Origin of the sequence: Ensifer sp. ENS07 (genome assembly GCF_014852185.1) — a bacterium.
GTDB lineage: Bacteria > Pseudomonadota > Alphaproteobacteria > Rhizobiales > Rhizobiaceae > Ensifer > Ensifer adhaerens.
The window spans coordinates 45,145-63,144 of the sequence record NZ_JACVBE010000016.1; the positions used below are offsets into that span (position 1 = coordinate 45,145).

At 60.9% G+C, this 18,000-nt stretch carries 16 protein-coding genes; 3 read left to right on the forward strand and 13 right to left on the reverse strand.

The genetic code is table 11. From position 1 onward, the window contains the following. Positions 1 to 27 precede the first annotated feature (27 nt). Positions 28 to 1,236, forward strand: coding sequence for a DegT/DnrJ/EryC1/StrS aminotransferase family protein (locus IB277_RS32100; RefSeq protein ID WP_192372660.1), 1,209 nt, complete (start codon positions 28 to 30; stop codon positions 1,234 to 1,236). Between the two features lie 78 nt (positions 1,237 to 1,314). Further along, on the forward strand, positions 1,315 to 1,905 hold the full coding sequence (locus IB277_RS32105; protein ID WP_060520987.1) for a sugar transferase: 591 nt from the start codon (positions 1,315 to 1,317) through the stop codon (positions 1,903 to 1,905). Here IB277_RS32105 and IB277_RS32110 read toward each other — a convergent pair. The 11 genes from IB277_RS32110 to rfbF all read right to left on the reverse strand — a co-directional run bounded on the left by IB277_RS32110 (position 1,871) and on the right by rfbF (position 14,045). Then, positions 1,871 to 3,244, reverse strand: a complete 1,374-nt coding sequence (locus IB277_RS32110; protein ID WP_192372662.1) for an O-antigen ligase — start codon at positions 3,242 to 3,244, stop codon at positions 1,871 to 1,873. The two genes, IB277_RS32105 and IB277_RS32110, sit on opposite strands and share 35 nt — an antisense overlap. Positions 3,245 to 3,319: 75 nt before the next feature. After that, a complete protein-coding gene (gene cysQ / locus IB277_RS32115) occupies positions 3,320 to 4,129 on the reverse strand; it encodes a 3'(2'),5'-bisphosphate nucleotidase CysQ (protein ID WP_112976840.1) in 810 nt (269 codons plus the stop codon). A 53-nt stretch (positions 4,130 to 4,182) separates the two neighbouring features. Then, the gene (gene cysN / locus IB277_RS32120) at positions 4,183 to 6,072 is read right to left on the reverse strand and encodes a sulfate adenylyltransferase subunit CysN (protein ID WP_112772860.1); all 1,890 of its coding nucleotides are present in this window, start codon (positions 6,070 to 6,072) and stop codon (positions 4,183 to 4,185) included. Then, entirely contained in the window at positions 6,072 to 6,971 is a 900-nt protein-coding gene (gene cysD / locus IB277_RS32125; RefSeq protein ID WP_112772859.1) for a sulfate adenylyltransferase subunit CysD, read from the reverse strand. Before cysD ends, cysN begins: the two co-directional genes overlap by 1 nt. A 111-nt stretch (positions 6,972 to 7,082) precedes the next feature. Continuing rightward, positions 7,083 to 7,520 carry a GtrA family protein gene (locus IB277_RS32130; RefSeq protein WP_162731905.1) on the reverse strand — a complete coding sequence of 146 codons (438 nt, stop codon included), beginning with the start codon at positions 7,518 to 7,520 and terminating at the stop codon, positions 7,083 to 7,085. Further along, entirely contained in the window at positions 7,492 to 8,505 is a 1,014-nt protein-coding gene (locus IB277_RS32135; protein WP_192372664.1) for a glycosyltransferase family 2 protein, read from the reverse strand. The genes IB277_RS32130 and IB277_RS32135 overlap by 29 nt, the downstream gene beginning before the upstream one ends. Before the next feature lie 14 nt (positions 8,506 to 8,519). Beyond that, a complete protein-coding gene (locus tag IB277_RS32140) occupies positions 8,520 to 9,500 on the reverse strand; it encodes an NAD(P)-dependent oxidoreductase (protein ID WP_090427309.1) in 981 nt (326 codons plus the stop codon). A gap of 93 nt (positions 9,501 to 9,593) precedes the next feature. Next, positions 9,594 to 10,817, reverse strand: coding sequence for a class I SAM-dependent methyltransferase (locus tag IB277_RS32145; protein ID WP_112976842.1), 1,224 nt, complete (start codon positions 10,815 to 10,817; stop codon positions 9,594 to 9,596). Between the two features lie 2 nt (positions 10,818 to 10,819). After that, positions 10,820 to 12,070, reverse strand: coding sequence for a DegT/DnrJ/EryC1/StrS aminotransferase family protein (locus IB277_RS32150; RefSeq protein ID WP_192372666.1), 1,251 nt, complete (start codon positions 12,068 to 12,070; stop codon positions 10,820 to 10,822). Then, a complete protein-coding gene (gene rfbG / locus IB277_RS32155; RefSeq protein WP_192372668.1) occupies positions 12,060 to 13,217 on the reverse strand; it encodes a CDP-glucose 4,6-dehydratase in 1,158 nt (385 codons plus the stop codon). The genes IB277_RS32150 and rfbG overlap by 11 nt, the downstream gene beginning before the upstream one ends. A 3-nt stretch (positions 13,218 to 13,220) precedes the next feature. After that, positions 13,221 to 14,045 carry a glucose-1-phosphate cytidylyltransferase gene (gene rfbF / locus IB277_RS32160; protein ID WP_192372670.1) on the reverse strand — a complete coding sequence of 275 codons (825 nt, stop codon included), beginning with the start codon at positions 14,043 to 14,045 and terminating at the stop codon, positions 13,221 to 13,223. A gap of 403 nt (positions 14,046 to 14,448) precedes the next feature. Between rfbF and IB277_RS32165 the strand changes: the two genes are divergently transcribed. Continuing rightward, positions 14,449 to 16,086 (forward strand): glycosyltransferase family 39 protein, encoded by a 1,638-nt coding sequence (locus IB277_RS32165; protein WP_112976845.1) that lies wholly within the window; start codon positions 14,449 to 14,451, stop codon positions 16,084 to 16,086. Between the two features lie 38 nt (positions 16,087 to 16,124). On the opposite strand, the gene IB277_RS32170 is transcribed toward IB277_RS32165, so the two are convergent. Both IB277_RS32170 and IB277_RS32175 read right to left on the reverse strand, forming a co-directional pair. After that, on the reverse strand, positions 16,125 to 17,228 hold the full coding sequence (locus IB277_RS32170; protein WP_348646642.1) for a glycosyltransferase family 4 protein: 1,104 nt from the start codon (positions 17,226 to 17,228) through the stop codon (positions 16,125 to 16,127). A gap of 73 nt (positions 17,229 to 17,301) precedes the next feature. Continuing rightward, positions 17,302 to 17,961 carry a response regulator transcription factor gene (locus IB277_RS32175; RefSeq protein WP_112772853.1) on the reverse strand — a complete coding sequence of 220 codons (660 nt, stop codon included), beginning with the start codon at positions 17,959 to 17,961 and terminating at the stop codon, positions 17,302 to 17,304. Positions 17,962 to 18,000 lie beyond the last annotated feature (39 nt).

Genomic DNA, 18,000 nt, shown 5'->3' on the forward strand with positions numbered 1-18,000 from the left:
GTTTTCAGTTGAGCGAGGGAGCAAGCTGTGGCGACGTGGCCGGTATATGACGAGGAACAGATTGCGGATGTTGCCGCGGTGTTAAGGTCGGGCAAGGTGAATGCCTGGACCGGGCCGCACGTTGCAGCCTTCGAGGAAGCCTATGCCCGTGCACTCGGGCGCAAGCACGCCATCGCGCTTGCGAACGGTACGCTTGCGCTGGAGCTGGCGCTTTTCGCGCTCGGTCTCGAACCCGGCGACGAGGTGATCGTGACGCCGCGCAGTTTCGTCGCCTCGGCGTCGTGCGTTTCGTTTTGCGGCGGCGTTCCCGTCTTTGCCGATGTCGACGAGAACAGCCAGAACATCAGCGCCGCAACGATCGCACCGAAGATCACCAACCGGACAAAGGGCATCATCGCGGTCCACCTGGCAGGCTTTCCCTGCGACATGCAGGAAATCATGGCCCTCGCCAGACAGGCCGGACTTTGGGTGATCGAGGATTGCGCGCAGGCCCACGGCGCGGAGATTGACGGCAAGCCGGTCGGAAGTTTCGGCGATATCGCCGCGTTCTCCTTTTGCCAGGACAAGATCATCACGACCGGCGGCGAGGGTGGGCTGATCGCTCTTGACGACGAGGCACTGTGGAAGAAGGCCTGGAGCCGTAAGGACCACGGCAAATCCTATGACGCGGCGTTCCTGCGAGAGCATCCGCCGGGTTTCCGATGGCTGCATGAAACGATCGGCACGAACTGGCGCATGACATCGCTGTCGGCCGTTCTCGGCTCGAGGCAATTGGAGCGCCTTCCGGCATGGCACGCGACAAGGTCTCGCAACGCTGCGATCCTCGACGAGGTGGCCCTAGAGCTTGCAGCGTTGCGCGTACCGACGTTGCCGAAGGGATATCGCCACGCGTACTACCGCTACTACGCTTTCGTTCGGCCGGAGGCATTGAAGCCCGGGCACGATCGCGACTGGATTGTCGCGGCGATGAACGCGGCAGGTGTGCCGTGTTTTTCCGGAAGCTGCTCGGAGGTCTATCTGGAGAAGTGCTTTAGCGATCTTGGGCTTTCGCCGTCCGAGCGGCTCCCGGTCGCACGAAGGCTGGGCGAAACCAGTATCGCGCTTCTCGTCGATCCGGCGCAGAGCGAAGAGGCGATGACCAAGGCCGCCCGCTTCCTGCATGCCGTCGTCACCGAAGCGTCTCTTCCCGCTCTGGGTCAACGCGCGCCGGTGCTTGAAATGGAAGCGCGGGCATAGAACCGCGATTTCGGAAACGGTCGAGCAGCCGCGACGCGGTTGCCCGGCCATGTGCCGACCGGTGCATGGGAGTTGAAGATGAAGCGGTGCTTTGACATCGTCTTTGCGTTGGTCGCGGGCCTCTTGAGCCTGCCGATCATGCTGGTGGTCGGGATTGCGGTCGCCATCTGGCTTGGGCGGCCCGTGTTGTTTTACCAGACCCGGGCGGGGCTCGACCGGCGTCCGTTTCGCATGATGAAGTTTCGGTCGATGTCGGATGCGCGAGACGCCGAAGGCCGCCCCCTCAGCGACGCCGAGCGCACGGGACGGTTCGGGCTTCTGCTTCGCCGGACGCGCCTAGACGAGTTGCCCGAGTTCTGGAACATCCTTATCGGCGACATGAGCCTCATCGGCCCGCGGCCGATCCTTCCGGAGACGATCGACGCGCTGGGCGAGCGCGGGGTTCGTCGCTGCAGCGTTCGGCCGGGGCTCACCGGCTGGGCTCAGATCAGCGGCAACGCCATTCTTTCGAACGACGACAAGCTCGATCTTGATCTCTGGTACATTGCCAACCGATCAGCCTGGGTCGATCTCAAGATCATCGCCGAAACTGTTCTGGTGATGATCCTCGGGGATCGGATCAGCGAACGCCGGCTCAGCGCGGCACGCCAGAGCGTGCCTGAGCGATAAGATCCTTCTGCCGCAGTTCGGGTTGTGGCGCCGGTTCGGGTTGGGCAAAGGCGTCCGACGTCACTTTTGCCGAAGCTGAGAGCGCGATGTAGGCGCAGGCAAGGGCCACGGGCAAGACGAGCGGGAAGGGCCAGAAGCGGCTATAGGCGTGCGGCACGGCATTCGCGACCAACAGCAGCATGGAGACGTTGGCGACGATGCAGCCTGCAAACGGTCGCCCGCCGGGAAGCCGCGCCACGGCCAGCGCCGGACCGAAGGCCGAAAGCAGCATCACCAGAAGACCCACCGCCGAGATCAGCCCGCCTTCCGTCCACAGGAGCAGATAGAGATTATGAACCGGCTGGTGAATGGCGCTCGCGATCCGGTACTGGTCCGCGCCGACGCCGAGCAGCAAGGTGCTGTCGGTCATGTTCATCGCTTCATAGATCAGATCGACGCGATGATCGAACGTGCCGGCCTGGCCGATGTCGCCGCTTTCGAGCGCTCCGAGCACGCGTTTCTGGAATGCGGCCGGAAGATAGTCGCGGGCGGATGTGAAGACTGCGAGAACGATGCCGGCCAAAAGGACGACGTTGATGATCAGCCGCTTCCAGTTGACGCCGATGATAGCAAATACGCTCATGCCGAAGACAAGGGCGATGAGGCCAGTGTTGGAGCCGGTCAGCACGATCCCGTAGATCAGGATAAATAGGGCAAAGACGGCATAGATTCGGTTGAGCCGCTTCGTCGTGATCAACACAAGCAGGATCGGGACCGCGAGCGCTATCACCGCCGCGCACTCGTTTTCACGCTCCATAAGGCCGCTGAAGCGGCCGTTGCCGCTGACGAAGTTCGTGTTCGTGCGGCCATCAATATGGATGAGATAGATGCCCTGGAAACAAAGGACGAGGATCGAGAACACATAGGTCTTCGCGAGCAGCACGAGCTGATCGAGCGTACGACCGCTGAACAATAGCACTACAAAGAGATAAGCGTAGAGATATTGGGTGACGACGACGATGCCGCGCATCGGATCCGGGCCCGCGATGCTGCTTACCAGCAGGCCGGAGACCAGCATTGTCAGCCCCAGCCACCACAATCCGCTGCTAACACGCCCGAAGAGCTGAAGATCGATATTGCGGTTGAGTAGCGCAAAGCAGAAGCAAAGAAAGGCGAGGAAATCGGCGACCGTAAAGTTCGTATCGCCGTAGCGAAAATAGTTCATCGAGCAAAAAAAGACGGCGCCGACCAGCAGAAGGAACTCGATCTTTTTGGTGAGCACGATGCCTGGCGCGTCGCGGCGAGCGGCTTCGCGGCGAGCAGCCAATCCGGCCGAAAGGGTATGGTTGAACATGTTCATGGCATGCCGTCACCTTCAACCAACACAAGGCCGTGCGCTCGAACGTCGTCTTCAGGCATTCTAGACTTTCTCCCTTTAGTCTGCTTCCTTTTCGCAGGCCTCCGGCCCGCAATCACGCCCCCAGCCGATGAACCCTGGATTGGCGAAATCGCAATCATTTGCCTGACGCCGCTTTCCGTAGCGGAACGGTTGCCCGTCAAGCGTCGTGACGCGCCCGCCGGCAGCGCGCAGCACGGCATCACCGGCGGCCGTATCCCATTCCATCGTGCGACCGAAACGGGGATAGACATCGGCGAGCCCCTCGGCCAGCAGGCAAAATTTGAGCGAGGAGCCCACCGACGTGCAGTCGCGGATTGCGTTCTGCTCCAGAAAATCCGCCGTCTCGGCATCGCTGTGCGAACGGCTGGCAACCGCGGTCAGATTTTCAGGCCGTTCTCGACACCGTATTTCCGTGGTCCCGGTGATGGCAAAGTCGGCGGTCACCTGAAACTTCTTCGCCCGTCCCCCTTCTGCGACATAGCCAACGAGCCGAGCGGGCGCAAAGACGACGCCAGCCACCGGCTCGCCGTCGCTGATCAAGGCGATGTTGACGGTGAAGTCACTTCGCCGGTTGATAAATTCCTTCGTTCCGTCGAGCGGGTCGACGAGGAAGAAGCGCCGGCCCTCGATCTCGGGCACTGAGCCTGCCGCGACGGCTTCCTCGGCGACCACCGGGATATCGGGGAATGCTCGAGCCAAAATGGCAAGGATGATCTCTTCGGCACGCCGGTCCGCTTCGGTGACCGGCGAACGGTCGGCTTTTTCATCGACCGTGATATCACGCGCATAGACGTCTAGAATGGCCTTGCCAGCCTCTATCGCTGCGGCCGTGAGCGTATCGATCATTATCTTTCTCCGTACTGCCGCTGGGAGCGTCGTCTGCCGCGCCGGACTGGTCGTTATTGATTGTCCAGGTAGGCCTCGATTTCGCCTGCAAGCGCCGTGACTTCGCGGCCCACGGTGTGCAGGTGGATTTCCGGCCTCTCCGGGCGCTCGTAAGGCGAACTAATGCCCGTAAAGTTGCTGATCTCGCCGGCGAGCGCCTTCTTGTAGAGGCCCTTGGGATCGCGGCGCGCGCATTCCTCGATCGGGGTGTCGACAAAAATCTCGATGAATTCGCCCGGGCCGAACAATTCGCGGGCCATGCGGCGCTCCGAGCGGAACGGCGAGATGAACGAAACGAGCACGATTAGGCCCGCTTCGGTCATGAGTTTCGCGACTTCGGCCACGCGTCTGATGTTCTCGACGCGGTCTTCTTCGGTGAAGCCGAGATCGCGGTTGAGGCCGTGACGGACATTGTCGCCGTCAAGCAGGAACGTGTGCTTGCCCCGGGCGTGCAGCATTTTCTCGACAGTGTTGGCGATCGTCGATTTGCCCGAGCCGGAGAAACCGGTGAACCACAGCACGCGCGGCGTCTGATGATTGAGCGCGGAGCGGGCCTTCTTGTTGATGTCGAGGGCCTGCCAATGCACGTTGAGCGCGCGACGCAGCGGAAAGTCGATCATGCCGGCGCCGACCGTGGCGTTGGTGAAGCGGTCGATCAGCACGAAGTTGCCGGTGGTCCGGTTGTCCTTGTAGCTGTCGAAGACGATCGGCGCCTGGGTGGAGAGATTGCAAACGCCGATCTCGTTCATGCGCAGCGATTTTGCCGCTTCCTCGGCGAAGGTGTTGACGTCGATCTGGTGTTTGAGGCTGGTAATCGTCGCGCTGACGCTGTCGACTTCCGTGCGCAGGATGTAGCTGCGTCCGGGAAGCATCGCATCCGGATGAAGCCAGATCACGTGCGCCATAAACTGATCGGCGACATGCGGCCGATTTTCCGGCGGCACGAGCATGTTGCCGCGTGAGATATCAAGTTCGTCCTCCAGCACGAGCGTGACAGACTGGCCCTCGACCGCGCGCGCAAGCTTGCCGTCATAGGTGACGATTTCCTTGACCCGGGTGAGCTGGCCGGATTTTGCCACCGCGAGCGGATCGCCGACAGCTATGCTGCCCGATGCCACCTGGCCGGCAAAGCCGCGAAAGTCGAGATTTGGGCGAAGGACCAGTTGCACCGGGAAACGGAATTCCGCTTCGGCTGCCTCTTCCTCGATCGGCACCGTCTCGAGATGCTCCAGCAATGTTGGACCGCCATACCAGGGCATGTTTGGCGAACGGCTCGTCATGTTGTCGCCAAAGCGCGCCGAAATCGGGATCGGCGTGATCGTCGAGAAGCCGAGGTTCTCGGCAAAGGCCCTGTAGTCGGCGACGATCGTGTCGAAGACCCTGCGGTCAAAACCGACGAGGTCGATCTTGTTGACGGCAAGTACGACATGGCGCACCCCGAGCAAGGACGCGATGAAGGAATGGCGCCGCGTCTGCTGAAGAATACCCTTGCGGCTGTCGACGAGCACGACTGCAAGGGCCGCCGTGGACGCCGCAGTGACCATGTTGCGGGTATACTCCTCGTGCCCCGGCGCGTCGGCCACGATGAACTTGCGGCGCGAGGTAGCAAAGAAGCGATAGGCAACGTCGATGGTGATGCCCTGTTCTCTTTCTGCCTCCAGGCCGTCGATCAGGAGTGCGAAGTCGATGTCGCCGTTGTTTGCGCTGGTGCGTTTGGTCTCGCGCTTAAGTGCTGCGAGCTGGTCGTCGAAGAGCAGCTTGCTATCGTACAGCAGGCGGCCAATCAGCGTCGACTTGCCGTCGTCGACCGAACCACAGGTCATGAAACGCAGAAGCGATTTCTTCTCCTGTTTGGCCAGATATTCGAGCACGCTGCCCGGTGTTGCGGGAATGCTGGCGGTCATCAGAAGTACCCCTCCCGCTTCTTCTTCTCCATCGACGCGGTTTCGTCCGCGTCGATCAGGCGGCCGTGCCTTTCCGACGTGCGGGCGGTCAGCATTTCGCGGACGATGTCCTGGAGTGTCGTGGCGTTGGATTCGATCGCAGCGGTGAGCGGGTAGCAGCCAAGCGTGCGAAACCGCACCAGGCGCTGCTCAACCTTCTCGTCCGCATGGAGCGGCATGCGCTCGTCATCCACCATGATCAGCATGCCGTCCCGCTCGACGACCGGACGGCGTGCGGCGAAGTAAAGTGGCACGATCGGGATGTTTTCCTTGAGGATATATTGCCAGATGTCGAGTTCCGTCCAGTTGGACAGGGGAAAGACACGAATGGATTCGGATGGGCCGACGCGCGTGTTGTAGCTCTTCCAGAGCTCGGGCCGCTGGTTCTTCGGATCCCAGGCGTGCTGAGCGTTGCGGAAGGAGAAGATGCGCTCTTTTGCCCTGCTCTTTTCCTCGTCCCGCCGCGCCCCCCCGAAGGCCGCATCGAAGCCGTATTTGTCGAGTGCCTGGCGCAGCGCAATCGTCTTCATCACATGCGTATGCACGTTGGAGCCGTGGGTGAAGGGGTTAATCTGCTGCTCGAGGCCGTCGCGATTAATATGAACAAGCAGGTCGATGCCGAGTTCGGCCGCAGTCCGGTCGCGAAACTCGATCATTTCTCGGAATTTCCAGGTGGTGTCGACGTGGAGGAACGGGAAAGGCGGCTTGCCGGGATAAAATGCCTTCATCGCCAGATGCAGCATGACGGAGGAGTCCTTGCCCACCGAATAGAGCATGACCGGTTTCGCAAAGGTCGCGGCGACCTCTCGGAATATGTGGATCGCCTCGGCTTCCAGGCGCTGCAAATGAGTTAAGGACATCGGTGCTAATGCTCCAATATTGCAAGAAAACTTGAAACCTCAATTATATATTGCGTTCCGTTTGGAAGTGTATGTATTTTTTAAATTTAGATCTTAACTATACTTATTGTTCTAGGCGTTAGTTCTTGTGGTCGTAGTTGGCGCCTCTGAGCCGCGAAAGACCCACAATCGCGACGCCAGATAATTCCAGACAAAGACGATCGGGACGCTGATCACCTTGGCGACCGGTGCCGGGATCGTTAGGGCAAGGCCGGTGACGATCCCCGTCGATATCAAGAGACCCGTCAGGGTGGCAGCGACAAATTTCACCGCCTGCACATGGCTGTGGGCAGCGCGGAAGGTCCAGGTGCGATTGAGCATGTAGCTGACCGCGATGCCGCAGGAATAGGAAACGAGGTTGGACAGCGTTGGCCGAGCCCCCAGGAAATAGAGCGTGTTAAACAACACCATGTCGAGCAGGGTCGTCACGGCTCCCACAGCCGCAAACCGTGCAAGCGTTTCGCCGGCACGCTGCCGGGAGCTAGCGTCTTTTGTTGTCGGCAACGACATCGCCGTGCCTCCAATCCGGCATCGCCGGAGCCGGCCGCCGGTGTTCGTCGTCGTTGAGCGACGCTTCGATAATCGGGGCGGGCCGGCGTTTCGACTGCATGAAGATACGGCCCACATACTCACCCATGATGCCGAGAAAAATCGCGTTCAAGGTGATCGAAATCAGAAGCATGATCGTTGTCGTTGCAAAGCCCGCCGGCCAGTCCTGGCCGAACAGAAGCTTGCCGACGAGGTAGCCGAACAGAAGCAGCAGCGTTGCTGTGCCCATCACCAGGCTTGCCATCGAGGCCAGTCGCAAGGGTGTCAACGAATGGTTGAGGATCCCATCGACCGCAAGCGACAGCATAGCCTTGAATGGGAACTTGCTTTCACCCGCGACACGGGCCTCACGGTCATACTCGAAGCCAACCTGCGAGAAACCCATCGCACTGATGAGTCCGCGCAGATAGGGCGAGGTGTCGTCGACCTTCCGCAGTTCGTCGAGGATGCGTCGGTCGACAAGGCGGAATTCGCCGGCGTTGAGCGGCAGGTCGTCCTCGCTGAGCGCATTGATACACCAGTAGAAGGCACGGCGGATGCGCGTCGTCAGCCATCCGTCCTTGAGCGTGCGACGGATGCCGTAAACCACCTGGTGTCCGTGGTGCCAAAGCTCCAGCATCCCCGGAATGAGATGGGGCGGATCCTGTAGGTCGCAGTCGATCTGGACCGAGCAGTCGCCCGTGGCAGACTTGTAAGCGACGAGAAGCGAGCGTTGATAGCCGATGTTGCGGCTGAAACGGATCACCCGGACGGTCGGATCCTCGCGGGAGATCTCGGTCAGAATGGGGAATGTGCGGTCGGTGGAATGGTTGTCCATGAAGATGATCTCGCGGTCGTAGCCAGGCAGGCTTCGAAACACGTCAACGATCGCCTCATGGGCGCGCCGAACATTGGACTCTTCGTTGAAAGCCGGCACCAGGATCGAGATTTTGGGTCTCTGCTTCATCGCCACCACCATCTTCACGCCGTTTCTCGAGACCAACGGCCGGCGTTCGAACTGGGCAGCGCGGGGGCCTGCCGGTGCCACTCGACCGTGCGGGTTATTCCCTCGCGCAAGGGGATGCGCGCACTCCAACCGAAGAGGTCCTTGGCGCGCGCCGTCGATGCGCGCAGCTCGTTTGCGCCCGCCGACATTCCTCCCAGACGATATTCGATGAGATCAGGGTCGGCGCCCGTCCGCTCGACGATGAGTTCAGCGACCTCCCGCATGGTTGGTGCGATGCCACTTGCGACATTGACAAGCCGCGTGCTGACCGGCGCGTCGGCGATGCGAAGCAGTGCGTCGACAACGTCGCTCACATGAAGCAGATCGCGACGGTCGCCGGAATGGTGGACAACGCAGGGCTGACCGGCAAGGCAACGTTCGATGAACAGAGGGATCATGAATTCGGTCGACTGCGTTGGGCCATAGACCAGAGCCAGCCTGGTGGTGATCACGGGGAAGGGCAAGCGTCTCTGCAATCCGCCGATGAGGTGGGTGGCAGCAGCGAGTTCGGCACCATAGGCGGTGGCGGGCATTTCCCGGCTCTCTTCCTCATAGGGTCTGGGCGCGGTGCCGTATTCGGCAATCGATCCGGTCCGGATGATTTTCAAGGGCGGATGGGGAACGCTGCTTGCGGCGCCGAGAAGGTTCAACAAAGCGGCGAGGTGTTCTTTGATGCCTGCCTTGGCGTCGCTCAATTCCGCTTCCTCGCGTCTCCTCGGGCGTGCGGCGAGATGGAAGACGAACTCAGGTGAGATCTCCGACAGGCAACACTTCATGGCGTCTTCCGACTGGAGGTCGAAGTTGTGTCGTTCAATCGACTGATCGAGCGCGTCCAGTCGGCTGTCGTCGGAGCCGGGCCGAACCACGACATGGACTTCGTGGCCGACATCAAGGCAGGTTCGCGTCAAATGCGAACCAATGAAGCCAGCAGCGCCCGTAATCAGAACCCTCGACATCGCCCATTCCTATTTGCGCAGGACAGTCGGATTGAAGCCCCGGTCGAGTGCGCTTCCACCGCGACGGGTGGAAACGCCTCACCTCCGTCGCTTTCAGTTGACCATGGCCGGGTACGGCAACGGCAAGAGGAAGCGGCCGCCATGCGCGGCGAAGTCCGCCTGCTGCGCGCGGATCTCATCGAAGAAATTCCACGCGAGCACCAGAAGCACGCCGGGCGCATCCTCCCGCAACACGTCCGGGGAGCGAATTGGTATTTTCATGCCCGGCGAATATAGGCCCTGCTTCAAGGCATTCCGGTCAACCAGGTAATCGAGCCTGTCCGGGCCGATCCCAAAATAGTTGAGCAAGGTGTTTCCCTTGGCAGGTGCACCGTAACCTGCGACGGTGACGCCGTCTTTCTTGAGCTGGTCCAGCATGGCGATCAGATCGACGCCGATCTTCCGGATGCGCTCGGCAAAGGCAAGATAGGTATCCGCCTCGAGCATCCCTGCCTTGAGCTCTTCCGCAAGCATCTCGCTGACGATCGCAGTCGGGGGCGTGGCTGTGGCGGCGTGTTTGAGGAAAACGCGCATCGAGCCTCCATGCACGCCGAGACGATGAACATCGACGACGTCAAGGTCGAAGTACCCGCCGAGCTTGACGAGCGATAGTAGGCTGAACTCGGATACATGCTCGTGATAGATCGTGTCGAACTCGTTGTTTTCGAGAAGATTTTTCGCCCAGGGCACTTCGATGACGAAGACACCATCATCGGCCAGCCAGCCTTTGACGCCAGCCATGAAGTCATGAAGATCGCCGATGTGGTTGAACGTGTTTGTGGTGACGATCGCTTTTGCCGAACCGTACTCACTGATCAGTCGGCCTGAGCCGCTATGGGTAAAGTAGCCGACGTCGACGTCGACACCGCGCGAGCGGGCGATCTCGGCCAGGTTCGCCGCCGGGTCGACGCCGAGCGTCTTTCCACCCACCTTGTTGCACGCCGAAAGCAGGAGGCCGTCATTGCAGCCGATGTCGACGATGAGCCCGTCGCCGGCGGCCTTCTTCAAAATTCCGGCCAGTCCAGCAAAATGGTCATGCATGGATGTAGCGCTCGATGGGACGTAGAGATAGTGCTCAAAGAATCCGTCGGGAACCTGGTCGGAGACCTGGATCAATCCACAGGTCAGGCAGGCCTGCGAGTCTAGCGGATACATGGGCTGGTTCGCGGGCACATCTTCCGGGCGCACGAAGCTGTTTGCCGGTGGGTGATCGCCCATGCAGAGAAACGTCAGTGGGTCGGCTGCAAGGCAGGCGCGGCATCTCAAAAGGCGTGTCATTTTCAAGCTCCAGGTTGCTCAAAGGAGGCTGTTTGCTGCTGGCGGCGCTTGCTGGCGCCCGAGCTCGCGAATTGCGTGGCGAAATCGCTGAACGACTGGTGGATATGGTCCAGGTGCGCCTGCGTCAGGCCGTGGTGGCAGGCAAGCAGAATGCCGCCACGCATCACATCGTCGGCGACCGGATAGCCGCGCGGCTCGACCTTGCTATGAACGCCGCTCATCGCCGGTTGGCGCAGGATGTTTCCGGTAAACACCGGTCGGGTCTGGATGTCGCGCTGTTCCAGGAAGATCTGCATCTCCCGGCGGGTGAACGGCGCATCGGCGCGCACGGTCATCGGGTAGGCCAGCCACCCGGTTCGCGAAAGGGGCAATTGCTCCGGCAGCACAAACCAGTCCTCGTAGGTCTCGAAGAAGGCGCGCTGCTTGGCGAAGTTGCGCTCGCGCGCATCGATGTTCTGCTGCAGCCGATCGAGCTGGACAAGTCCGAACGCTGCGCCCATCTCGGACGGTTCAATGTTGAAGCCCAGCACTTCGAACACGAACTTCGCGTCATAGTCGAAGCCGTCGAGATCGATGTTGAAGCGGTTCTCGATGGTCTCGGATTCGACAAAGAGCGAGGATGTGCGGCCCCAGGAGCGATAGAGCATCGCCTTGCGCGCAAGCTCGTCGTCGTTGACGCAGACCATGCCGCCGTTGCCCGCCGCGGTAATGACATGCGAGCCGTAGAAGCTGGTCGTGCTGATATCGGAACGCGCGCCGGTGCTGCTGTCCCTGATCGTAGCGCCCAGCGTGTCGGCGCTGTCTTCGATAACCAACAGCTTGTGCGCGTCGGCGATTTCGCGAATGCGATCCCAATCGGGCAGGTTGCCGATCAGAGACGGGATCATCACCGCCTTCGTCTTCCTGGTAATCATCCGCTCGATCGCATCGACGTCGATATTGTAGGTGCCTTCGACGACGTCGACGAATGCTGGGATAAGACCGGCGCGCACGATCGGGGCGACGGTCGTCGCAAAGGTCAATGCGGGCGTGATGACCTCGGATCCCTTCGGAAGGTCGGCGATTTCGATGGCGAGATGGTTCGCGGACGAACCGGAGTTCACCATGATGCCATGCCGTTTCGCAAAGAGGGTCGCGACACGTTCCTGCATCGTCCTGACGGCCTTGCCCATCTGTGTCGATGAGCGCAGGACTGCCACGACGGCATCGATCTCTTCCTGACCGTAAACGGACTGTCCGTAATTAACTCGCATCTTTCCAATCTCCGATGTCGCGCAATGGCAATGGTCTTGCTTCGTGTTCGACTTCCTGTTTCCAGGCGGCGGCGTATTGCTCGATCTGATGCTCCGAGAACGACCGGATGTTTCTCGGATCCTCCCGGTACTTGCGGTACCAGGCGACAGTCATGGCCACGGTGTCGCGCAGGCGCAGCACCGGCTTCCAGCCGAGTTCCGTGCGGGCCTTGGTGCTATCGAGGCGCAGGATGGTCGATTCCGCCGGCGCGTTTACCTGCGGCTCGACAATGTATTTTGGCGGTGCGTCGCCCCATTGGCCGACGACCATGTCGGCAAGCGTTCCGACATTGACGGTCGCTTCCTGGTCGGGGCCGAAATTCCAGCCGCCGGCAAAGCGCGTTCTGCCATGAAGCAGGTGCGCCGCCAGCATCATGTAACCGCGAAGCGGTTCGAAGACGTGCTGCCATGGCCGGATGCTCGATGGATTGCGCAGCCGCGCGGGGCTGCCGCCTTCCACCGACCGGACCAGATCGGGCACGAGCCTGTCGGCACCCCAGTCGCCGCCGCCGATGACGTTGCCGGCGCGCACGCTGACGAGTTGCGGACCGTTGGGGTCATTGAAGAACGAGGATCGGTAGGCCGCTGCGACGAGTTCGGCGCAGCCTTTCGACGAGCTATAGGGATCGCGCCCGCCCATCGGGTCGTTTTCACGATAGCCCCAGACCCATTCACGGTTCTCGTAGCACTTGTCGCTGGTGACGACGATCACGCCCTTCAGGGACTTCATGCGCCTTGCGGCATCGAGCACGATGGCGGTGCCGACGACATTGGTCGCATAGGTATCGACCGGGTTCTCGAAGGAGGCGCGAACCACGGCCTGCGCGGCCATGTGAATGACGAGATCGAAATCCTGTCCGTCGATTGCCCTCGCCACGTCGGCGGCAGACCGGATGTCGCCTTGATGGCCGTCGATAACGTCGCCGAGGCCGGTCGCCAGGTAGAAGGACGGTATCGACGGTGGCAGCGAGAGGCCGACCACCGATGCACCCAGTCGTCTTAGCCAGAGCGAAAGCCAGCCTCCCTTGAAGCCGGTGTGTCCCGTGATCAGGATCTTGCGACCACGGAACGCCTCGGCAAGGTCGGCCTCGCTGGTGATCAAAGCCATGTCCTACATCCGTACGTGATGGGTGGAGGGTGCGGCTGTCGTGGCGGCCAGGTGATCGCGTTCGAAGTGCAGCCACGGCGGATCTTCGCTTTCGCACAGCCCGTTCAGGTAATCGCGATCGCGGATCGTATCCATCGGATGCCAGAAGCCGTGATGCTTGTAGGCAAACAGTTGACCGGCCCTGGCGAGATTGGTCAGCGGCGACATTTCGAGCGGTTCGGAAAGGCTCGGAATGTAGTCGAGGACGCCGGGTTCAAAGACGAAGAAGCCGCCGTTGATCCAGGTTTCCTTCTTCTGCACCTTCTCGGTGAACTCGACGACCTGGTCACCTTCGATCTCGAGGTTGCCGAAACGGGCCGGTGGCTGCACGGCGGTAACTGTCGCAAGGCGCCCGTGCGAGCGGTGAAACGCCAGCAGCGCCTCTATGTCGATGTTTCCGACGCCGTCCGAATAGGTCACCATGAAAGGCTCGTTGTCGAGCCATTCGCGCAGCCGCAGGAGCCGCCCTCCAGTCATCGTCGACAGGCCGGTGTCCACGACAGAGACATTCCAGTCGAGCGGATGATTGGGGTGCAGCACCATCGAGCCGCTTCCGAGCGCAACGGTAAAGTCTGCGGTCGACAGATGGAAGTTATGGAAGAAGCTCTTGATCGACATGCATTTATAGCCGCCGGCAACGACAAAGTCGCGGTGCCCCCAGTGGCTGTAAATGTCCATGACGTGAAGAATGATGGGCTTGCCACCAATCTCGACCATCGGCTTGGGAATACGCGTGGTTTCCTCGGCCAGGCGCGAGCCAAGCCCTCCCGCAAAGAGAACGACTTTCATAGCGGTCTCCAAGAAGATATGTTTGGGATAGTGTTGACGTCTCAGGTTTTATTCATGAGCAATCGCGATCCAATGCGCGATTTGAGCGTTTTCAATAACTGATTAAAATGCACGTCAATAAAAGCAGGTGGTTACCTGCGCGCTACGGAATATGTCTGGATAAGTCCCAGGGTTTCCGTTATGTTAAGTAACTAATATACAAGAAATACCTTATATTCTGCTTGGCCGCAAGCCTTTTTACGTGTCAGGTTTATCCCTGCACGCTTGTCGGGGTTGTCCCGCTAGGCCATGCGCCGCTGCGCATTACGATCCTGTGTGATCTATTTGAAGCCGTGTGCGACTGCATCGTTCCCGTCGCCAGCCTGTATTTTATACTTCGTCTATTTTTGTTCGGAGTTTTTGCATGACCTATCCAGCAAGTGTTTCTTCGGAAAGACAGGAAACTGTTGAAGGAAAATCGGTCGGGATTTTCTATCAAGTCGCCGCGGCCCTGTTCTTCCTGTTCGTTTTCTATTTTCTGTTTCTTCGGATCATGAATTTCGAGATGCGGCGAGACGAGCAGCTGTATGTGCCGCCGGCCAGGCTCTTGAACGACCAGTCGCTCTACGCCGATTTCTTCTACAATCATCCGCCGGCCTCTGCGTGGTACTTCTACGGCATCAGCAAGCTGACCGGGTCCAGCGACCTGCTCTTAAGCGGTCGCCTCGGTGTCTTCCTGGCCTGGATCCTTATGGCAGTCGCTGTCGGCGGCGTGGTGTATGTGTTGACGCGTTCGGCTTGGGCAACTGTCTGTGTCGGCATCCTGTCGCTGGTGAACGAGTTGTTCCTGACGCAGACGGGTGTCGGCGCCACCAACAATTTCCTGCCGTGGCCCTTCGCCTTTCTCGGCCTCAGTCTTTTTCTTCTCGCCCTGCGTAATGAACAGCGCCGTTCGTTTTTGGTGGCGCTGGCCGGGTTTCTGCTGGCCTTGGCCGTGTGTTTCAAGCTGAGCGCCATCGCCTTCATCCCGGCCGTGGCCGTGGCCGCATTCCTTCTGCCGCGATCGCTGGCGCTGAAGGATCGTATTGCCAAGGTCGCGGCGCCGCTGCTGGTCGGCGGTCTTGCCGGCGGCGCGCCGATCCTTTTTTATCTCGTCAGGGATCCGCAGCTCTTCCTGGCGCATGTGGTGCGCTACCATACCGGTCCGCATCCGCAATACTGGCGGCTGATGAGCGGCGACGGGGAGGGCGGGGCGATGTCGCTCGCCCAGAAACTGGTCATGGCGCAGGATATATGGCTAGCGCCGGCCGTGGCCGTGGCGCTTGCGGCGATCATCGCCGTCGCGTTCATCGTTCTTGCCCGGCGCACCGACAACGTGGCGGTCGAACCACAGCTGCGCATGGGGGAGGTGCTCGTGCTTGCGGGCGTGCTCGTCTGCAGCTTTGTGCTGAGCTTCGTTCCGACGCCCGGGTTCCCCCAGTATTTTGCGCCGCCGCTCGTCTGCCTTCCGCTGGCGTTTGGCCTTTTGCTCGAGGCACTTGGTCCGCGCGCACTCCCCACGGTGCGGCCGATCCTGCTGTCGGCCGTACTTGTCGTCCTTGCGGTCAACGCGCCGCGCCTTGGTCAATACCTCGGCAAGGCGACCCATCCGCAGCAGTGGACGACGATGCGCGTGCATGAGGGAGGCGTGACGATTGCTGAGAGAATGCAGGCCGCCGGCGTCACCGGCAAGGTTGCGACGCTCGCGCCCATCTATCCGCTGGAAGGCGGCCTCGATGTCTATGCCGAGCTGGCGACAGGGCCGTTTGCCTACCGCACCGCCGACATGACGAGCCCCGAGCTGGCGAAGTACTACAAGATGACGTCACCATCGACGATCGAAGCGCTGTTCGAGAAAGACCCGCCGGCGGCGTTTCTGCTTGGCTTTGAAGACGAACTGGAAAAGCCGATGCGTGCCTATGCGGAAAGCCACGGCTACGTGCAGTCCGCGTCTCTCGGTTTCAAGGACAGATATGGGATCCCGACCCTCTACCTGAAGCCAGCAACGCCGCCCGGGTCGTGATCGGGTGATGCGGCGTCGCCTCCTGAGGCGGTGCCGTATCAGGTCGATACGCGCGCTGCCGGGTAAAGCGCGTGGGTCTCTTCAGGAGCGGCGATGACGTCATCCCACTGCTTTAGCACCGACTGGATAGCGTAGCGCGTGGCAACCGCGCGTGCGCCCATGGCGCCGATCTGGTGCCGGAGTGTCGCGTCGGCCGCCAGGCGGGCTATCGCGTCTGCCAGTCGGCGAGTGTCCTCCTTGGGGACGAGCATGCCAACCGCCGGCGTGTCGATGATTTCCGACGGCCCCCAAGGACAATCAAAGGCGATGCTGGCAAGGCCCGCGGACATCGCCTCCAGCAGCACATTTGGGAAGCCTTCGAAGCGCGAACTGAGGACGAAGATATCGCCGGCGTTGATCCACTCGACCGGTGATTTCGTCGTGCCCGGCAGACGAACGCGGCTCGAAAGGCCTAGGCGTCGGACCTGTTCCTCAAGCGCCGGCCTTTCCGGGCCTTCGCCGAAGATGGTCAGCGTCATGTTCGGCGCGCGCCCCGCGATATCGGCAAAGGCGTCTATCAGTAGATCGAAGCCCTTCTGCCTGTCCAGGCGGCCGACGGCTAGCACGCGGGTGTTGGTGCCTGACTGTTTGGCACGTACATGCTGAAGCGTGATCGGATTGGGGATGATCACAGCCTTGGCTTTGAGGGGCGGTGGCAGCGAATTCACAGCTTCCGTCGTCTGCATCACCAGCCGCTCCGCCAGGCGAGCCGCCAGCGGCCGCGCCAATCGCCATAGCGGGTTCATGTCTTGCGTATTGAAGTTGTTTCGCTCGGAAAGGACGAGCCGCAGGCCGAGGCCGCGGCTGGCAAGCACGACTATGATGTTGACCTTCGTCAGAAAGGAGATGACGAGGTCCGGCGATAGGGCGCGCAGGCGCGCGCGCAATCGGGCGATACGCTCGACTGTCCTGAACACAGGCACCGACGAGCCGCCGCCCAGCGCCTCCACGCGGACGGACCTGTCGTAGGCAAAGTAGGTCTCCGGGGTTTCTGCGTTGAGCGCGAGCACGTGCACTTGGTCACCGCGGGCCGAGCGATGGCGCGCAAGGATGTTGACGATCTTTTCAGCGCCGCCGGCACCAAGCCCCGAAAGCACAAACACAATTCGCAATGGCGGCTCCTGTCTCGATTAGGGGCAAGCTGACATCCCGCCTGCGCCCCGACCCGACCACGGCTTATACGGCGCTCATCCAGCCGTGGGTCAAGGCGAAATGGACAATCTGCGCCCGCGTGTGGAGCTGCAGCTTCTCCGTCGCGCGGGCCTTATATGTTTCGATCGATTTGACGCTGACATTGGCGCGCGCGCCAATTTCCTTGTTGGAATACCCAAGGGCTACGAGGCGTAGAACGTCTTGCTCGCGACGGGTCAGCCCCGGCACCCCCCCCGTCTTCATCGCGCGCGACCCGGGATTTGGTGCCGTGCGCGTCAGTTCCTGGGCAGTTGGCGGATCGAGGTAGAGCCCACCATGCGTGACGGAGCGAACGGCAAGTAGCAGGTGTTCTGGCGCAGAGCATTTCTGGAGGAAGCCCTTGACGCCGATCTGAAGCGCCTGCTGCGCGTAGGAGCGCTCCGGGTAAATCGTCATCACCACCACATAGGCCGAAAGCTGCTGCTTGAGTATTTGCTCCGCGAGCGTAAGGCCGCTCATGTCGGGAAGGGCAATATCGATGACCGAAACGTCCGGCTCTGTTTCCTTGATCAGCGCCAGCGCCTCCGCACCCGTTCCGGCCGAGCCGACGCAGACGATATCGTTGGTCGTCTCGATCGTCGCGCGGGCGCCGACGATGACGAGCGGATGGTCGTCGATGATGACTGTGCGTATCGGCTTCGTCATGCTGCCCGCCTGACTGTCGGCGCCAAGTCCCCCGACATT